The organism is Pseudomonas chlororaphis subsp. piscium, from assembly GCF_003850345.1.
Lineage (GTDB): Bacteria > Pseudomonadota > Gammaproteobacteria > Pseudomonadales > Pseudomonadaceae > Aquipseudomonas > Aquipseudomonas piscium.
Genome location: NZ_CP027707.1, coordinates 893,556 through 908,755, shown reverse-complemented (window position 1 = coordinate 908,755; position 15,200 = coordinate 893,556). Strand labels below are relative to the sequence as shown.

Below are 15,200 nucleotides of genomic sequence, written 5' to 3'. Positions count from 1 at the left end.
CCATTACGATCCCCTTTTGGCCAACCCCGTGCTGTGAATCCCAGGGGCCGTCGGCAAGAATCGAACCCGGACCGCTGGCTCAGTGACCCAGGCTGTCACCAGAACCGCCCTTGTGAACCTTGACCCTCTTTGTCCTTTGCCCTTTTAAAGGACCGCCTGCCGCGTACAGAACATAAAAACCATCGCCACGCTGGGGAAAAAATTCATGGCCACTATGAAACGCATACTGAGTGCCACCGTTTGTGGGCTGTCGCTGCTGGCCGCCGCGGCGCAGGCCGAGCAGCGCGAGCTGCGGGTGTACAACTGGGCCGACTACATCCTGCCGTCGGTGCCCAAGGACTTCGCCAAGAACAGCGGGATCAAGGTCACCTGGGACACCTTCGACACCAACGAGTCCCTGGAAGCCAAGCTGCTGACCGGCAACTCCGGCTATGACCTGGTGGTGCCGTCGAACCAGTTCCTCGATACCCAGATCAAGGCCGGGGTATTCCAGAAGCTCGACAAGTCCAAGCTGCCCAACTGGCAGCACCAGGACCCGGCGCTGCTCAAGCTGCTGGACAGCAACGACCCGGGCAACCAGTACGGCGTGCCCTACATGTACGGCACGGTGCTGATCGGCTTCAACCCGGCCAAGGTCAAGGCAGCGCTGGGCGACAACGCGCCGGTGGACAGCTGGGACCTGGTGTTCAGGCCCGAGAACATGGAGAAGCTCAAATCCTGCGGCGTGGCCATGCTCGACTCGCCGTCGGAAATCCTGCCGCTGGCCCTGCATTACCTGGGGCTGGACCCCAACAGCCAGAACCCGCAGGACTACGAAAAAGCCAAGGAGCTGATGCTGAAAATCCGCCCCTACGTCACCTACTTCAACTCGGCCAAGTACATGACCGATATCGCCAACGGCGACATCTGCGTGGCCATCGGTTACTCCGGCAGTTTCTACCAGTTCGGCAATCGCGCCAAAGAGGCCGGCAACGGCGTGGTGGTGGACTGGCGCCTGCCCAAGGAAGGCGCGCCGATCTGGTTCGACACCTTCGCCATTCCCAAGAGCGCGAAGAATGTCGCCGAGGCCCACGAGTTCCTCAACACCCTGCTGGACCCGAAAGTCATCGCGCCCATCAGTGACTTCCTCGGCTATCCCAACGCCAACAAGGACTCGATCGCGCTGATCGACAAGGCCATCACCGGCAACACCGACCTGACGCCCACCAGCGAGGCGCTGAAGAAGCTCTATGTGGTGCAGCCGCTGCCGCAAAAGCTGGAGCGGGTGCGGACCCGGGTCTGGACCAGCATCAAGTCGGATAAATGATCCAACCCCTCGGCCAGCCCCACCTCAGGGCTGGCCTCACTGGAGCTGGAACACCAGGCAGGGATTGTTATTCAAGCGCCCCTCGAACACCGGGGTCGCCTGCTCCAATGCAGTCCCCGCCAATAACGCCTGATCCTTGCGCGCCAGGATCACCCAGGCCGGACGCGGCAACGACGCCAGCGGCGACAGATCGTCCTTGCTGATAAACCGCGGCTGCTCGTCGTGGTCCAGGTTCATCATGTAGCGCACCGCCCAGGTGTCTTTGCCCAGGTTGAGAAACACCAGGGTTCCGCGGTCCTCCCCACGCAGTTGCTCGACCTGCCTGACAAAACCCCGAGTGTCGAATTGCAGGTCCTTGGCCGGTTCGATCACCTTCACCAGCAGCCACCATTGCGCCGCCAGGGCCAACAGGCTGAGCAGCACCAGGCGCCGTCCCGGCAAGTCGCGAGTGGTTCGCCAGCAGTACAGCGCCAACATCTGCAAACCGAGAAAGACCGCGATCATCAGCGGCAATGAAAGCGCCGGCCAATAACCGTGCTTCTGCCAGCTGTGCCGACAGACCAGCAGTACCACGACACACAGCCCCGGCAACAGCGCGACCAGACCGAGATAAAACCGCCGCGCCCCAACCAGCCAACACTGCGGCTTGAGCAGGCCGTAAGCCGCCACCGCCGCGAACATCGGCACCATGGGCAGGATGTAATAAGCGCGCTTGAAGTGCGGCACCGACAGGCCCAGCAGGATCATCAATCCACAGGCCCCCAGGCGCACCAGCAGTTGCAGCTGATCGTCCGCATGCCGCGCGGACCATTGCCGGCGCAGGACGAACAGGGTCGCCAGCGCCAGCGGCACCACGGGGAAGTAACGGTAGAGGCTGAGCTGAAAGTAGAAGTAGAACGGCTCGCCGCTTTCATCGAGGCGCCCGCTCACCTGCATCTGGTAGACCTGCCGGGCGAAGGCTTCGCCACCGCTGAACTGCGCCAGCTGCATCAGCAGCCACCAGCAGGCGGCCAGCAGGAGCAGGCCGATCACCCCGTGGACGATCACCTTTCTCGCCAGCCGCCAGGCGTCGTCCCGGGAACGGTAACGGCCGAGCGCCCAATAGGTGCAGGCCACGCCGCAGACCTCGATCAGCCCCAGGGGGCCACGGATGGCGAAGGCAATAACGAACAACGGGAAAATCGCGTACTGCCGCCATTTAGAGCCCATCTGCTCGCCGCTGTGCAGCAGGTAAAAACAGCCCAGGCAGAGCAACGAAACCATCTGGTCCAGGCACACCGAGCGCGACTTCTCCAGCAACTGAGTGGTCAGCGCCGTCAGCAGCACCGCCAGCAGCGCCCAGCTTCGATCCAAGGGCGCCAGCAGCCGGTACAGCAGCGCCAACACCCCGGCCGAAGCCAGCGCCGTGGGCAGGATATTGGCCAGTTGGTTGGGCGCACCGAACAGCTGGGCAAAGCCATAGCTGAACAAGGTGGCGGTGCCCGGATAGTCCGGGTAAGGCTCGCCGTAGGTGGTGGGAAACAGGCTCGCGCCGTGGCGGAACATCTCCTGCAGGAACAACCACCAGCGCCCGTCGAAGCCTTGCGCTGGCTGGTCCCAGATGCCGAACGTGAACAGGAACAAAGCGAGCAGAAAGACGCCCAACATCTCGATGCGAATGCGGTGGTGGTCCATGGTTGATCCGTCAGAGGGTGCATTGCCCGAAGGCTTGGGCATGCCGGCTGCCATGTTGCAGCCGCAGGCCCTGAACCATCCCTGAACAGGCCGCAAAAAAATCCCGGCCCTTCCATCAGCCCTACTCGCAAAGACAGGCTGACGCCCCACTCAGCCTGGCGTACTCAGTCCTCCTGCCGAAGAAACGGCAGCAGATGAGCAATAAAGGCCTCGGGCGCCTCCTCGGTGATGAAGTGACCACACCCCGGCACTATCGCCCCCTGAAGATTCAGCGCGTTGCCCTTCATCGTCAGCAGCGGCGCATCGTGGGTGGCATGTTCGGCGCCAATGGCCAGGACCGGCATTTCCAACGGACGGCGGGCGCGCTCGCGGTTCTGCCGGATGCTCTCGGGGATGGCCCGGTAATAGGCGAACCCGCCCCGCAGCCCACCGGGCACCGAGTAGGCTTTGACATAGGTCTCGACCGCGACCCGCTCCTGATGCACCGACCACTTTTCGAACATGTAGGCCAGGTATTGCGCCTCGCGCCCGGCGATCAGCATTTCCGGCAGGTCCTGCAGCTGGTTGAACATGAAGTGCCAGAGAAAGATGTTCTGCCCTGGCGGCGCGAAGATCACCGGCGCCTCGGCCAGGCCGGGAATCACCGCTTCCGTCAGGGCCAGTTTCGCCACCGCCTGCGGATAGTCGCAGGCCAAGGCGTAGGCCACCCACATGCCGACGTCATGCCCCACCACCGAGTACTGGCCGTACCCCAGCTCCAGCATCAGGGCATGCAGGCGAGACGCCGTGGTGCCGGTGTCGTAGCCCTGCTCGGGGCGATCGGACAAGCCCATGCCAGGCAGGTCGACCGCGATCGCCCGATAACCCTGCCCGGCCAGCGCCTGCATGACATGGCGCCAGGTGAACCAGGTTTGCGGCCATCCGGGGATCAACAGCACAGGCCGGCCCTGGCCCTCACTGACATAGTGAATGCGCCCGCCGTCCACCTGTACGTAGCCATGGCGGTAGTCACGCCCGGCAAACGCCTGCTGCTCGAAAAGATCCATGGTCAGCGTCCTTGCAGAGAGGGTTGAGTAATGCCCAGCAGCCGGTTGATCTGGCTCTGGTCCACCGGCGCGCCGGCGAAGTCGTCGAAGACTTTGTCCGTCACCTGGATGATGTGCTGGTTGATAAAGGCCACGCCCTCGCGCGCGCCCTGTTCCTGGTCCTTCAGGCAGCACTCCCACTCCAGGGTCGCCCAGCCGGCATAGTCATAGAGCGCCAGCTTGGAAAAGATCCCCTTGAAATCCACCTGCCCGTCGCCCAGCGAACGGAACCGCCCGGCCCGGTCGGCCCAGGGCTGATAACCACCGTAAATGCCCTGGCGGCCGCTGGGATTGAACTCGGCATCCTTCACATGAAACATGCGAATGAACTCGTGGTAGATATCCAGGTAGTCCAGGTAGTCGAGCTGCTGCAGGACAAAATGGCTGGGGTCGAAGAGCATCTTGCAGCGCGGATGGTTGCCGACCCGCTCCAGGAACATCTCGAAGGTCACGCCGTCATGCAGGTCCTCGCCCGGGTGGATCTCATAGCACAGGTTCACCCCCTGCTCGTCACAGGCGTCGAGAATCGGCAGCCAGCGCTTGGCCAGCTCATTGAACGCCGAGTCGACCAGGCCTTCCGGACGCTGTGGAAAGGGAAAGAAATAGGGCCAGGCGAACGAGCCGGAAAAGGTCCCCATATCGCTGAGGCCCAGCCGGCGAGACGCCTTGGCGGACAGCTTCAGCTGTTCGAGGGCCCACTGGGTCTTGGCGCCACTGTCGCCCCGCAGGGCCGCCGGGGCGAAGCCGTCGCACAGGGTGTCGTAGGCGGGATGCACGGCCACCAACTGGCCGAACAGGTGGGTGGTCAGTTCGCTGATCACCAGGCCATGTTCGGCCAGGGTGCCGCTGACCTCATCGCAATAATCCTGGCTGCTGGCCGCCAGGCGAACGTCAAACAGGCGCTCATCCCAGGCCGGTACTTGCAGCGCCTTGAACCCCAGCCCCGCCGCCCAGGCGGCAATCGCGGGCAGGGTATTGAATGGCGCTGCCGCGTCACTGAATTGAGCCAGGTGCAGGCTCGGTCCCTTGAGGGTTTTCATCGTCAACCTCCTATTATTTGTCGATCGACAAACAATAGGGTGAGCCTCGACACGCCGTCAATACGACGGCTTGATTTTTTTGTCGATCGACCAATAATTGGCACCACTCCCTTTGCATCGAGAACTGGACATGGCTGGCAGACCCCGCGAATTCGACCGAAAGCAGGCCCTGTACAAGGCACGTGATGTGTTCTGGCAGCGCGGCTTCGAGGCCACCTCCATGTCCGACCTGGTGGACGCGCTGGGCATTGCCTCGGCGCGCATCTATGCGGCCTTCGGTTCCAAGGAAGCGCTGTTTCGCGAGGCCATCGAAGCCTACGAGTCGGGCGACGGCGCCTTTGCCGATGCCGCCCTAGGCGACGACATCAGTGCCCGCGATGCCATCGAGCGCATGCTCAGGGAAGCCGTCGAGCTCTATACCCAGCCCGACCGCCCACAGGGCTGCATGGTGGTGTCCTCCGCCACCAACTGCTCGGCGGACAACGACGGCATCAGAGAATGGCTGGCCGAACACCGCCGCGACAGGACCCGCTCCATCATCGAGCGCCTGGAGCAGGCCGTGCGCTCTGGCGAGCTGCCCAAGCGCACCGACGTGATGTCCCTCGGGGACTGCTATGCCACGGTGCTGCATGGGCTGTCGGTGCAGGCCCGGGACGGAGTCGGCAGGTCGCGACTGCTGGCGATGATTCCCATGGCCATGGCGGCCTTCGATGCGCAAACCGAAGCGGCCACATAGCACTCGCCCAACCGCCAAACAGCAGACAAAAAAACGGCCCGGCGGGATCACCGCCAGGCCGCATTCGAGTCATAACGCGAGTTACAGAAAGACCGCCGAGAGCATGCCCAGCGCGCCCAGACAACAGCCGATCAAGGTGCCGCGTCCCGGCAACTCACGGAACACCGACCAGATCACCAGCGGTTCGAGCAGCAACAGCGAGGTCACCGACACCACCGTGATCATCCAGATATCGCCGACCGCCAGGTAGCCCAGCCAATAGGCGCCAATCAGACAGATACCGGCGAAACACATGATCAGCACGGGCAACGCCAGGTCCGGCCATGACGTATTGCCCGTATGCGCCAGGCGGGCGGCGACCACTTCGCTGTAGATCGCGCAAAACTCGCCCAGCACCATCAGCCCTACAGCAGAAACTCCGAGTAATTCTTTGGACATATGACAAACCCCTTGGTATTGAGAGCCAGATTTTTCAGCTCCCAGGCAGCAATGGCTCCGCTGACGGAGCCGCCATGACGATGCCGAGGGGTTTGCTCTAATTCAGTGACCGTGAGGAACCTGAACATGTCCATCTCCTGCGTGGTGGGTGGTACGGGCGCCCGCTGGCGCCATGGGCGGTTGCGGGCCGCTATCTGTATAGGGTATTTCCGGGGCGGTCGACACGGCTTTTTTGTAGGGCATTTGTGGGTTCGCCACCACAGGGGCCGCTGCCGCCAGCCTGAAAGGCTGCGCTACTCGGCCCGGAAGTTCCAGACGATCTCCACCAGCCGCACCGCCAGGATCAGGTACAGCAGGAACAGCGCGACCTGCAGCACCCGGTGATAAGGCAGCTTGGCCAGCCGGCGCAGGCCGTCGCTGACATTCAGCAGCATCAGCAGCGCCGACACCGCGATCAGCCCCCAGCCGGTCAGGCGAGAGCCGAACAGGCCCATGAACACATGTTGCTCGCTGTGCAGCGCATTGGTCCCGGCGGCGAACAGCAAGGCGCAGACCAGCAGGTTCTTGAAGTTGTCGAAGACCCGCGTATTCAGGTCGCCGTCCAGCAGATCCAGATACTTTCGCCACAGTTTGCGCATGTTCAGGGCACCTGTTCAGCCGCGGGGAAGAAAGGCGCCCGGAGCGTTTTCAGGGGCCTGAAGGCCCGCCGGGCGCACCTTCCAGCGTAGTGACGATTGCCGCAATCTGCTTGCGATCCGCGGCCCGCCTCAGACCCGCAGGCGCACGGTCTCGAACAGCGCCCGGTCCTCTTTACGCGCCGAGCGCGCGTGCCGGCGGATCACCTGCAGCAGGCAGTCGGTGAAACACAGCGCCGGGTTGCTGAGGGCGACGTTGCAGCGTGTGACGATGCTCAGGTGCCGGGGTTCGAACTGCTCCTCCAGTTGCAACGACACCAACCGCCCGAGGAATGGCGGCGCGGTGCTCATGATGGTCGGGCCCCAGGTACACATGTCGGCGTGCTCGACCAGCATTTGCAGGATCGCCAGGGAATGGGCGCGGACGATGCGGCGCTCGTCGATCTGCGCGCCGTGGCGCCAGAACAGGTCCTGCATCAGCGCGTCGTGGCCGTCCGGGGCGTAGTTCAGGGTCCATTGCTGATCGAGCAGTTCGTGGATCGAGCGGGCATCCTGCCGGGCATGGCCCTGGCGCACCAGCACCGAGGTCTGGTAGTCCAGCAGGGTCTCGCAGGAAAAGTCCTGGGGCGCCTGGGACGGGTGCAACTGGCCGATGGCGAAGTCCATGCTGCCGTCGCGCAGCAGCGGCTGGGCCACCGCCATCAGGCTTTCGAACAGCTCCAGGCGCACCTCTGGCATGCGCTGGCGAAACTCCAGCACCACTTCCGGCAGCAGGGTCAGGGCGATCCACGGCGTGACCCCGACACACAGCCGGCCGCTGTTTTTCCCGCGCAACTGATCCAGCTCGGCCTGGGCATGCTCCAGTTGCTTGAGCACCAGCCGGGCGTGGGTCAGCAGCACCTTGCCGTACTCGGTGAAGTTCAGGCCGCTGGGGGTGCGGACGAACAGCGGCAACTGCTGGGCGGTTTCCAGCTCGCGCAGCGCCTTGGTCACGGCCGCCTGGGACAGGTTCAGCGAACGCGCGGCGCCACGAATGCTTCCGGTCTCGGCGCTGGCGATCAAGGCTTGGAGTTGATGCAATTTCATCGGCGTGCCCAGGTGACAACTTCGGGTTGTCATCATAACCAAACTGAGCCTCCCCGACAGGCCGCCCGATGCCTAAGATCAGCCCAACAGCGCCTCGACGATTCGCCCGACGGGTCCGAGCTGGCGAGCGACCTTAGCCGAGGAACCCCACCATGAACGCCCGTTACGTGCTACCCGAGATAGCCGAACAGCAGAACGCAATGATCGCCCTGCGCCGCCAGATCCACGCCCACCCCGAACTGGGGTTCGAAGAGTTCGTCACCAGCGCACTGGTGGCCGGGCAATTGCGTGAGTGGGGTTATGAGGTCAGCACCGGGGTCGGCCGCACCGGCGTGGTCGCCACCCTGAAAAACGGCGAAGGCCGCGCGTTGGGCCTGCGCGCCGATATGGACGCCCTGCCGATCCAGGAAACCAGCGGCGTGCCCCACGCCAGCCGGATCGACGGGGTGATGCATGCCTGCGGTCACGACGGCCATACCGCCACCCTGCTGGCGGCGGCGCACTACCTGGCGCGCTCGCGCAACTTCAAGGGCACCCTGCAACTGATTTTCCAGCCCGCTGAAGAGGGCCTGGGCGGCGCCCGGGCGATGCTCGATGACGGCCTGTTCGAGCGTTTTCCCTGCGACGCGGTGTTCGCGATGCACAACGTGCCGGGCCATCCCACCGGGCACCTGGGCTTCTACAGCGGGCCGTTCATGGCCTCGGCCGACACCGTGACCGTCAAGATCATCGGCCACGGCGGCCACGGCGCGGTGCCGCACAAGGCGATCGACCCAGTGCTGGTGTGCGCCTCGATCGTGGTCGCCCTGCAAAGCATCGTCGCGCGCAATATCAACCCCCAGGACACAGCCATCGTCAGCGTCGGCGCGATCCATTCCGGCACCGTCTCGAATGTGATCCCGGCCTCGGCCGACATGAGCATCAGCGTGCGCGCCCTGACGCCGGAGGTCCGCCAGTTGCTCGAACGGCGCATCACCGAGCTGGTGCACGGCCAGGCCGCGAGTTTTGGCGCCCAGGCGCAGATCGACTATCAGCACTGCCATCCGGTGCTGATCAACCACCCCGAGGAAACCGCCCTGGCCCGGGAGGTGGCCCGCGAGTGGCTGGGCGAAGAGCAGTTGATCCACGACCTCAAGCCGTTCACCGCCAGCGAGGACTTCGCCTTCATGCTCGAACGCTGCCCCGGCAGCTACCTGGTGATCGGCAATGGCCAGGGCGAAGGCAGTTGCCTGCTGCACAACCCGGGCTACGACTTCAACGACCACTGCCTGCCCATCGGCGCGACCTACTGGGTCAAGCTGGCCGAGCGTTTTCTCGGCCCAGTGGGCAGGTAGCGACAAAAGGCTGTAGCAGTGTCATCACTGACGTAGCCGGCGATTAACCGAGGAAAAAACAATGAAAAAAATGATCGCTGCGGTTTCATGGGTGCTGTTGTCGGTGTCGGCCAGCGCCGGCGCGGCCGACTGGTCGGGCAAGGTGCTGAAGCTGGGTGTGGATCCGACCTACCCGCCCCTGGAATACAAAGACCCCGACGGCAAGCTGAGCGGGTTTGGCATCGACATCGCCGAAGCCCTCTGCGCCGAGCTGAAAGCCCGTTGCGTGTGGGTCGAAAGCAGCTGGGACGGAATGATTCCCGCCCTGCTGGCGCGCAAGTTCGACGCCATCGCCTCGTCGATGACCGTCACCCCCAAGCGCATGACCCGCATCGCTTTCACCGACAAGATCTCCAACGCCCCCGCGCGGCTGATCGCCAAGCGCGGCTCGGGCCTGGTGCCGACCCTCGACTCGCTCAAGGGCAAGCGGGTCGGCGTCGAGCAGGGCTCGGCCCAGGAGGCCTATGCCAAGGCCAAGTGGGGCGCCCAAGGGGTGCAGATCCTGTCCTATCAGAGCCAGGACCAGGTGTATGCCGACCTGCTCGTCGGGCGTCTCGACGCCTCGTTGCAGTCGTCGATCCAGGCCAGCTACGGCTTCCTGTCCAAACCCATCGGCAAGGATTTCGAGTTCGCCGGCGACACCCTCGCCGACACGGAGTTTTTCGGCGTCGGCGACGGCATCGGCCTGCGCAAGGACGATGTGGAATTGCGCGAAGACCTGAACAAGGCGCTGGCGACCATCCTGGCCAATGGCACCTACGCCAGGATCAACCGCAAATACTTCGACTTCGATATCTACGGCGGGCCCTGACCCCGATACCGCACCCCAAGCGCGACGCCCGCCGCCACGGCCGCGTCGCCGCCTTTTTCAGCTCACTCTAATAACAACAAGGGGCGTGAAATGCTTCTGGAAGGTTTTGGCCCGCAGATTCTGCAGGGCACCCTGACCACCCTCAAACTGGCCCTGTCGTCACTGCTGATGGCGGTGCTGCTGGGGCTGCTCGGCGCCAGCGCCAAGGCCTCCGGCAATCGTGCCTTGCAGGCGGTTGCCGGCGGCTACACCACGCTGATCCGCAGCATGCCGGACCTGGTGATCATGCTGCTGTTGTTCTTCAGCCTGCAGATGCTGCTCAACCAGTTCACCGACTGGCTGGAGATGGCGCAGATTGACATCGACCCGTTCCTGGCCGGGGTGCTGACCCTGGCCTTCATCTACGGCGCCTACTTCACCGAAACCTTTCGCGGCGCCTTCCAGGCGGTGCCCCCGGGCCAGCAGGAAGCGGCCAGGGCCTATGGCATGAGCCGCGCCCAGAGCTTTCGCAAAGTGCTGTTTCCACAGATGCTGCGCCATGCCCTGCCGGGCATCGGCAACAACTGGCTGGTGCTGATCAAGTCCACGGCGCTGGTGTCGATCATCGGCCTGAGCGATGTGGTCAAGGCCACCCAGGACGCCGGCAAAGGCTCGATGCAGTTCTTTTATTTCACCCTGGTCGGCGGCCTGATCTACCTGGCCATCACCAGCCTTTCCAACCTGGTGCTGATCTGGCTGAGCCAGCGTTACTCGGTGGGCGTCAAGAGGGCTTCGCTATGACCGGCATTCTCGAAGACTACTGGCAGGCCTACCTGTGGAGCGATGCCGCACAGCTGTCCGGGCTGGCCATGACCCTGTGGCTGCTGGTGCTGTCGGTGCTGATCGGCTTCACCCTGGCGCTGCCCTTGTCCCTGGCGCGGGTCAGCCGCAACCCGCTGCTGCGCACTCCGGTGTGGCTCTACACCTACGTGTTTCGTGGCACGCCGTTGTATATCCAGCTGCTGTTCTTCTACGCCGGCGTCTACAGCCTGAGCGTGGTGCGCGCCCAGGACTTTCTCGACGCGTTTTTTCGCGACGGTTTCAACTGCACGGTGCTGGCGTTCGGGCTCAACACCTGCGCCTACATGACGGAGATCTTCGCCGGCGCCATCCGCTCCATCGCCCATGGCGAGGTGGAAGCGGCCAAGGCCTATGGCATGAGCCGATTCACCTTCTACCGACGCATCCTCCTGCCGTCGGCGCTGCGCCGGGCGCTGCCGTCCTTCAGCAATGAAGTGATCCTGATGCTGCACTCCACCTCGGTGGCCTTTACCGCCACGGTGCCGGACCTGCTGAAGGTCGCCCGCGACGTCAACTCGGCCACCTACGCCGCCTTCAGCGCCTTCGGCATTGCCGGCGTGCTCTACGCCTGCAGCGCTTTTGTCCTGATCTGGCTGTTCCGCCGCGCCGAACTGCGCTGGCTGGCCTACCTCAAGCCACAGACCCATTGATCTCCAACGGAGAGGCTCGCATGTACCCATTGATCGTCGAAGACCTGCACAAGAACTACGGGAGCCACGAGGTGCTCAAGGGCGTGTCGCTCAAGGCCAGGGCCGGCGATGTGATCAGCATCATCGGCTCCTCCGGCTCCGGCAAGAGCACCTTTCTGCGTTGCATCAACTACCTCGAACAACCGTCCGGCGGACGCATCCTGGTCAACGCCGAGGAGCTGCGCACCCGCAGGAACCGCTTGGGCGAGCTGTGCGCGGCCGACCCGAAGCAGCTACAGGCGATGCGCAGCAAACTGGCGATGGTGTTCCAGCACTTCAACCTGTGGAGCCACATGACGGTGCTGGAAAACATCATCGAATGCCCGATCAATGTGCTGGGCATCACCCGGGACAAGGCTATCGAACGGGCCCGCAAGTACCTGGACAAAGTCGGCCTGCCGACCAAGGTCGAGGCCCAGTACCCGTCCTACCTGTCCGGCGGCCAGCAACAGCGCGTGGCCATCGCCCGGGCGCTGGCCATGGAACCGCAGGTGATGCTGTTCGACGAGCCGACCTCGGCCCTCGACCCGGAGCTGGTATCGGAGGTGCTGCGGGTCATGCAGCAACTGGCCGAGGAAGGCCGGACCATGGTGGTGGTCACCCACGAAATGGCCTTTGCCCGCGAGGTCTCCAACCACGTCATGTTCCTGCATCAGGGCCGGGTGGAAGAGCAAGGCCCGCCCGCTCGGGTACTGGAAGCCCCCAGCAGCGAGCGCTTGAAGCAGTTCCTTTCCGGCAGCCTCAAGTAACCGCCCGGTCGCTCAGCGCCGATCCGCGGCGGCCTGCGTCTCGGGCAGCAGGCAGCCATTGGCCAGCCACTGGCAATTGCGCGCCCACTGGTAACGCTGCTCCAGTTGGCTGCCCTCGTCGTAGTAGCTCAGGCGCAGTTGGCTGGCACTGAAATCGAGCTTGGCGAAACCGGCGCGCGACGCCGAAAAGCGCGTGTCGTCCCGCGGCGCCCCCAGCGCATAGAGCTTCTGCCCGCCTGCACCGGAAATCACCCAGGCCGGCTCGCCGGGGCGCAGGATCAGTTGCTGGTTGTGGTCATGCCCGGCCAGAAACAGATCGACCTGGCTGCGCTGCAAGGCCGGCAACAGCGACGCCAGCAAGGCGTCATCGTCGCCATGCAGCCCCTCGTTGCGCAGCGGGTGGTGGGCCGCGACCACACGCCAGACCGGTTCGGACCCCGCCTGCTGGAAAGCCTGCTCGATAAACGCGGCCTTTTGCGCCAGGGCGTCACGGGGCGCCGCGGTGTCGAGAAACACCATCCGCAGCAGCGGGCGGCCATCGACCTCACCGAAGTCCTTCACATAGTCGTGCGCCGGCATCTGCCAGCGCCCCGAACCGACATGCTGCCGGCAGTAGTCGAGCTCGACCTCCTGGGACACCGGGTAATCGTGGTTGCCCAGCACCGCGTAGAACGGCACGTGGCTGAGCCAGCGCCCCCAGTAGACCCGCTCGAATTTCATCTCCCAGTTACGGTCCGCGGTGCCGGTCAGGGACTTGCCATAGAAGTTGTCCCCCAGCAGCACCACCAGGTCCAGGCGCCCGTCCCGTTCGGCCACCTGCTCCATGGACTGCGCGACCATCCACTGTTGCAGCCTGCCACTGCCCTGGTCGCCCAGCGCTATCAACGACACGCTGGATGGGGCCAGGCCGGTCAATGGCACGTAGGGCGCGGGCGGTGTCAGCAGCCAATACGCGGCGAGCAGCACCAGCAACGACAGCAAGGCCATGGCCACACCGATCCGGCGCAGGTTTCTTTTAACGACGGGGACATTGTTCAAGGCAAGCGACTCGGCGAACGGCGGGCAGGACACCGGAAAAGCGGCGTCGGATGACAGCACCACTAGATCACACCCGTTGTTCACGATTTGTTAAGAAACCACCCCGTATACTTTTTTCATGCCCGCCTCTTGCTCGGCCTCTTTTTCCCCACCGGTAGCTCTCAGCCCATGTCACGCCCCGCCCCGCTGTTGCTTCTGCTTGCCGCTCTGCTGTTCTTCTTCGCCCTGGGCAACCACCAGTTGCAAGGCTCCACCGAAGCCCGGGTGGCCGGGATCGCCATGCAGATGCACCTGGACAATGACTGGGTGACGCCGCGCCTGTTCGGCCAGCCCTTCCTGGAAAAACCGCCACTGAGCCTGTGGCTCGACGCCAGCGCCATCCGGGTATTCGGTGGCACGCCGTGGGCGGTGCGCCTGGCATCGGCCTTTGCCGGGCTGTTCAGCGTGCTGCTGCTGTACGCCATGCTGCGTCGCTTTGGCCGCCCGAAAGTGGTGGCCTGGGTGGCCGGCGCCATGCTGGCGACCATGGCCAGTTACTGGAGTAACGTGCGCGGGGTCGGTGAAGACGCCCTGCTCAGCCTTGGCGTGACCCTGGCGCTGCTGGCGTTTTTCCAGACGCAACAGCGCCAGGCCGAACAGCAGCCGGCCACCCTGAGCTGGCTGCTGTTCGCCCTCGGCATCGCCATCGCCACCCTGAGCAAGGGCGTGCTGGGCCTGGCGATGCCGGGCGTGGTGATCTTCGCCTACCTGCTGGCCGACAGCCTGATCGAAAAGCGCTTCGCCCTCGGCCACTGGCTCAAGCCCGGCCTGCTCACCCTCCTCGGCCTGGTACCGCTGCTGATCTGGCTCTACCTGTTGTACCAGCGTGGCGGCCTGCAGGCCCTGGGCGAAGTGCTGTGGACCAACAGCGTCGGGCGGTTCGATGGTTCCTTTGAAGAGGCCGGGCATTACGAACCCTTCTATTACTACCTGGCCAAACTGCCGCAAGCCTTCCTGCCGTGGAACATCCTGGTCTACCTGGGCCTGTGGCACTTTCGCAAAAGCCTGGTGAAAAACCGCTACCTGCTGTTTTTCAGCCTGTGGCTGGTGGCCCAGTTCACCCTGCTGTGCCTGGCGTCGAGCAAACGCACCGTGTACCTGATGTCGCTGACCCCGGCCGCGGCGGTGCTGGCGGCCGAATACGCGGCGGTGCTGTACGAGCGCCTGCGCCTGCGCGCCGCCGGTGAGGGTTTCTTGGGTGTTGTGGGGCGTCAGCGGCGGGGCCTGGCCATTGGCGTGCTGACACTGGTGGTGGGCAGCTACCTGGCGGCCGCGCAATGGGTCGCGCCGCGCGCCGATCGCCAGCTGTCCTTCGTGCCGCTGATCACCGAGATTCAGACGCTGCAGGCCGCCGGCCAGCAGGTGGCGCTGTATCAGGCCAACGAGCGCGCGGGCGGCGCCAGCGTGTTCTACACCCAGAGCCTGCTCAAGGACGTGCAGACCGAAGCCCAGTTGCAGGAATACCTCAGCGCCTCGCCGAACAACGTGGCGGTCATGGCCCTGCAGGAAGACCCCACGCCACCGCTCAAGGTACTGAAGAAGGTCACGGTCAGTCGCCAGGCCTACTACTTTGTCAGCCAATGACCGGCACAGTGAGCACCCATAAAAAAGGCACCCTCATGGGTGCCTTTTTTTATCTCGTCACCAGGCTTTCGCGCTGG

15 protein-coding genes are annotated in these 15,200 nt (G+C 64.1%); 8 read left to right on the top strand and 7 right to left on the bottom strand.

Annotation, left to right across the window (positions count from 1 at the left end):
- Positions 1-205 precede the first annotated feature (205 nt).
- Positions 206-1,306 (top strand): polyamine ABC transporter substrate-binding protein, encoded by a 1,101-nt coding sequence (locus tag C4K38_RS04045; RefSeq protein WP_053277378.1) that lies wholly within the window; start codon positions 206-208, stop codon positions 1,304-1,306.
- A 36-nt stretch (positions 1,307-1,342) separates the two neighbouring features.
- On the opposite strand, the gene C4K38_RS04040 is transcribed toward C4K38_RS04045, so the two are convergent.
- The 3 genes from C4K38_RS04040 to C4K38_RS04030 all read right to left on the bottom strand — a co-directional run bounded on the left by C4K38_RS04040 (position 1,343) and on the right by C4K38_RS04030 (position 5,105).
- Positions 1,343-2,980, bottom strand: coding sequence for a glycosyltransferase family 39 protein (locus C4K38_RS04040; protein WP_053277377.1), 1,638 nt, complete (start codon positions 2,978-2,980; stop codon positions 1,343-1,345).
- A 164-nt stretch (positions 2,981-3,144) separates the two neighbouring features.
- A complete protein-coding gene (locus C4K38_RS04035; protein WP_053277376.1) occupies positions 3,145-4,026 on the bottom strand; it encodes an alpha/beta fold hydrolase in 882 nt (293 codons plus the stop codon).
- Positions 4,027-4,028: 2 nt separating this feature from the next.
- Positions 4,029-5,105: a sugar phosphate isomerase/epimerase family protein gene (locus tag C4K38_RS04030; RefSeq protein WP_053277375.1), complete on the bottom strand. Its 1,077-nt coding sequence runs from the start codon at positions 5,103-5,105 to the stop codon at positions 4,029-4,031.
- A 130-nt stretch (positions 5,106-5,235) separates the two neighbouring features.
- On the opposite strand from C4K38_RS04030, the gene C4K38_RS04025 reads away from it, so the two are divergent.
- Positions 5,236-5,841 (top strand): TetR/AcrR family transcriptional regulator, encoded by a 606-nt coding sequence (locus C4K38_RS04025; RefSeq protein ID WP_053277374.1) that lies wholly within the window; start codon positions 5,236-5,238, stop codon positions 5,839-5,841.
- Between the two features lie 81 nt (positions 5,842-5,922).
- Here C4K38_RS04025 and C4K38_RS04020 read toward each other — a convergent pair whose 3' ends face one another.
- From C4K38_RS04020 to C4K38_RS04010, 3 genes are all read right to left on the bottom strand, one after another.
- On the bottom strand, positions 5,923-6,240 hold the full coding sequence (locus C4K38_RS04020; protein WP_009046893.1) for a hypothetical protein: 318 nt from the start codon (positions 6,238-6,240) through the stop codon (positions 5,923-5,925).
- A 332-nt stretch (positions 6,241-6,572) separates the two neighbouring features.
- Positions 6,573-6,917 carry a hypothetical protein gene (locus C4K38_RS04015; RefSeq protein WP_053277373.1) on the bottom strand — a complete coding sequence of 115 codons (345 nt, stop codon included), beginning with the start codon at positions 6,915-6,917 and terminating at the stop codon, positions 6,573-6,575.
- 129 nt (positions 6,918-7,046) lie between these two features.
- Positions 7,047-8,036: a LysR substrate-binding domain-containing protein gene (locus C4K38_RS04010; protein WP_164486995.1), complete on the bottom strand. Its 990-nt coding sequence runs from the start codon at positions 8,034-8,036 to the stop codon at positions 7,047-7,049.
- Between the two features lie 116 nt (positions 8,037-8,152).
- Between C4K38_RS04010 and C4K38_RS04005 the strand changes: the two genes are divergently transcribed.
- The 5 genes from C4K38_RS04005 (at position 8,153) to C4K38_RS03985 (ending at position 12,462) form a co-directional block, all read left to right on the top strand.
- Positions 8,153-9,334, top strand: a complete 1,182-nt coding sequence (locus tag C4K38_RS04005) for a M20 aminoacylase family protein (RefSeq protein ID WP_053277372.1) — start codon at positions 8,153-8,155, stop codon at positions 9,332-9,334.
- Positions 9,335-9,395: 61 nt separating this feature from the next.
- Positions 9,396-10,184, top strand: coding sequence for an ABC transporter substrate-binding protein (locus tag C4K38_RS04000; protein ID WP_053277371.1), 789 nt, complete (start codon positions 9,396-9,398; stop codon positions 10,182-10,184).
- Between the two features lie 90 nt (positions 10,185-10,274).
- On the top strand, positions 10,275-10,964 hold the full coding sequence (locus C4K38_RS03995; RefSeq protein WP_053277370.1) for an ABC transporter permease: 690 nt from the start codon (positions 10,275-10,277) through the stop codon (positions 10,962-10,964).
- Positions 10,961-11,674: an ABC transporter permease gene (locus tag C4K38_RS03990; RefSeq protein WP_053277369.1), complete on the top strand. Its 714-nt coding sequence runs from the start codon at positions 10,961-10,963 to the stop codon at positions 11,672-11,674. The genes C4K38_RS03995 and C4K38_RS03990 overlap by 4 nt, the downstream gene beginning before the upstream one ends.
- A gap of 20 nt (positions 11,675-11,694) precedes the next feature.
- A complete protein-coding gene (locus C4K38_RS03985; protein WP_053277368.1) occupies positions 11,695-12,462 on the top strand; it encodes an ABC transporter ATP-binding protein in 768 nt (255 codons plus the stop codon).
- A 12-nt stretch (positions 12,463-12,474) separates the two neighbouring features.
- Here C4K38_RS03985 and C4K38_RS03980 read toward each other — a convergent pair whose 3' ends face one another.
- A complete protein-coding gene (locus tag C4K38_RS03980) occupies positions 12,475-13,500 on the bottom strand; it encodes a metallophosphoesterase (protein ID WP_231998573.1) in 1,026 nt (341 codons plus the stop codon).
- A 168-nt stretch (positions 13,501-13,668) separates the two neighbouring features.
- On the opposite strand from C4K38_RS03980, the gene C4K38_RS03975 reads away from it, so the two are divergent.
- Positions 13,669-15,123 (top strand): ArnT family glycosyltransferase, encoded by a 1,455-nt coding sequence (locus C4K38_RS03975; protein ID WP_053277367.1) that lies wholly within the window; start codon positions 13,669-13,671, stop codon positions 15,121-15,123.
- Positions 15,124-15,200 lie beyond the last annotated feature (77 nt).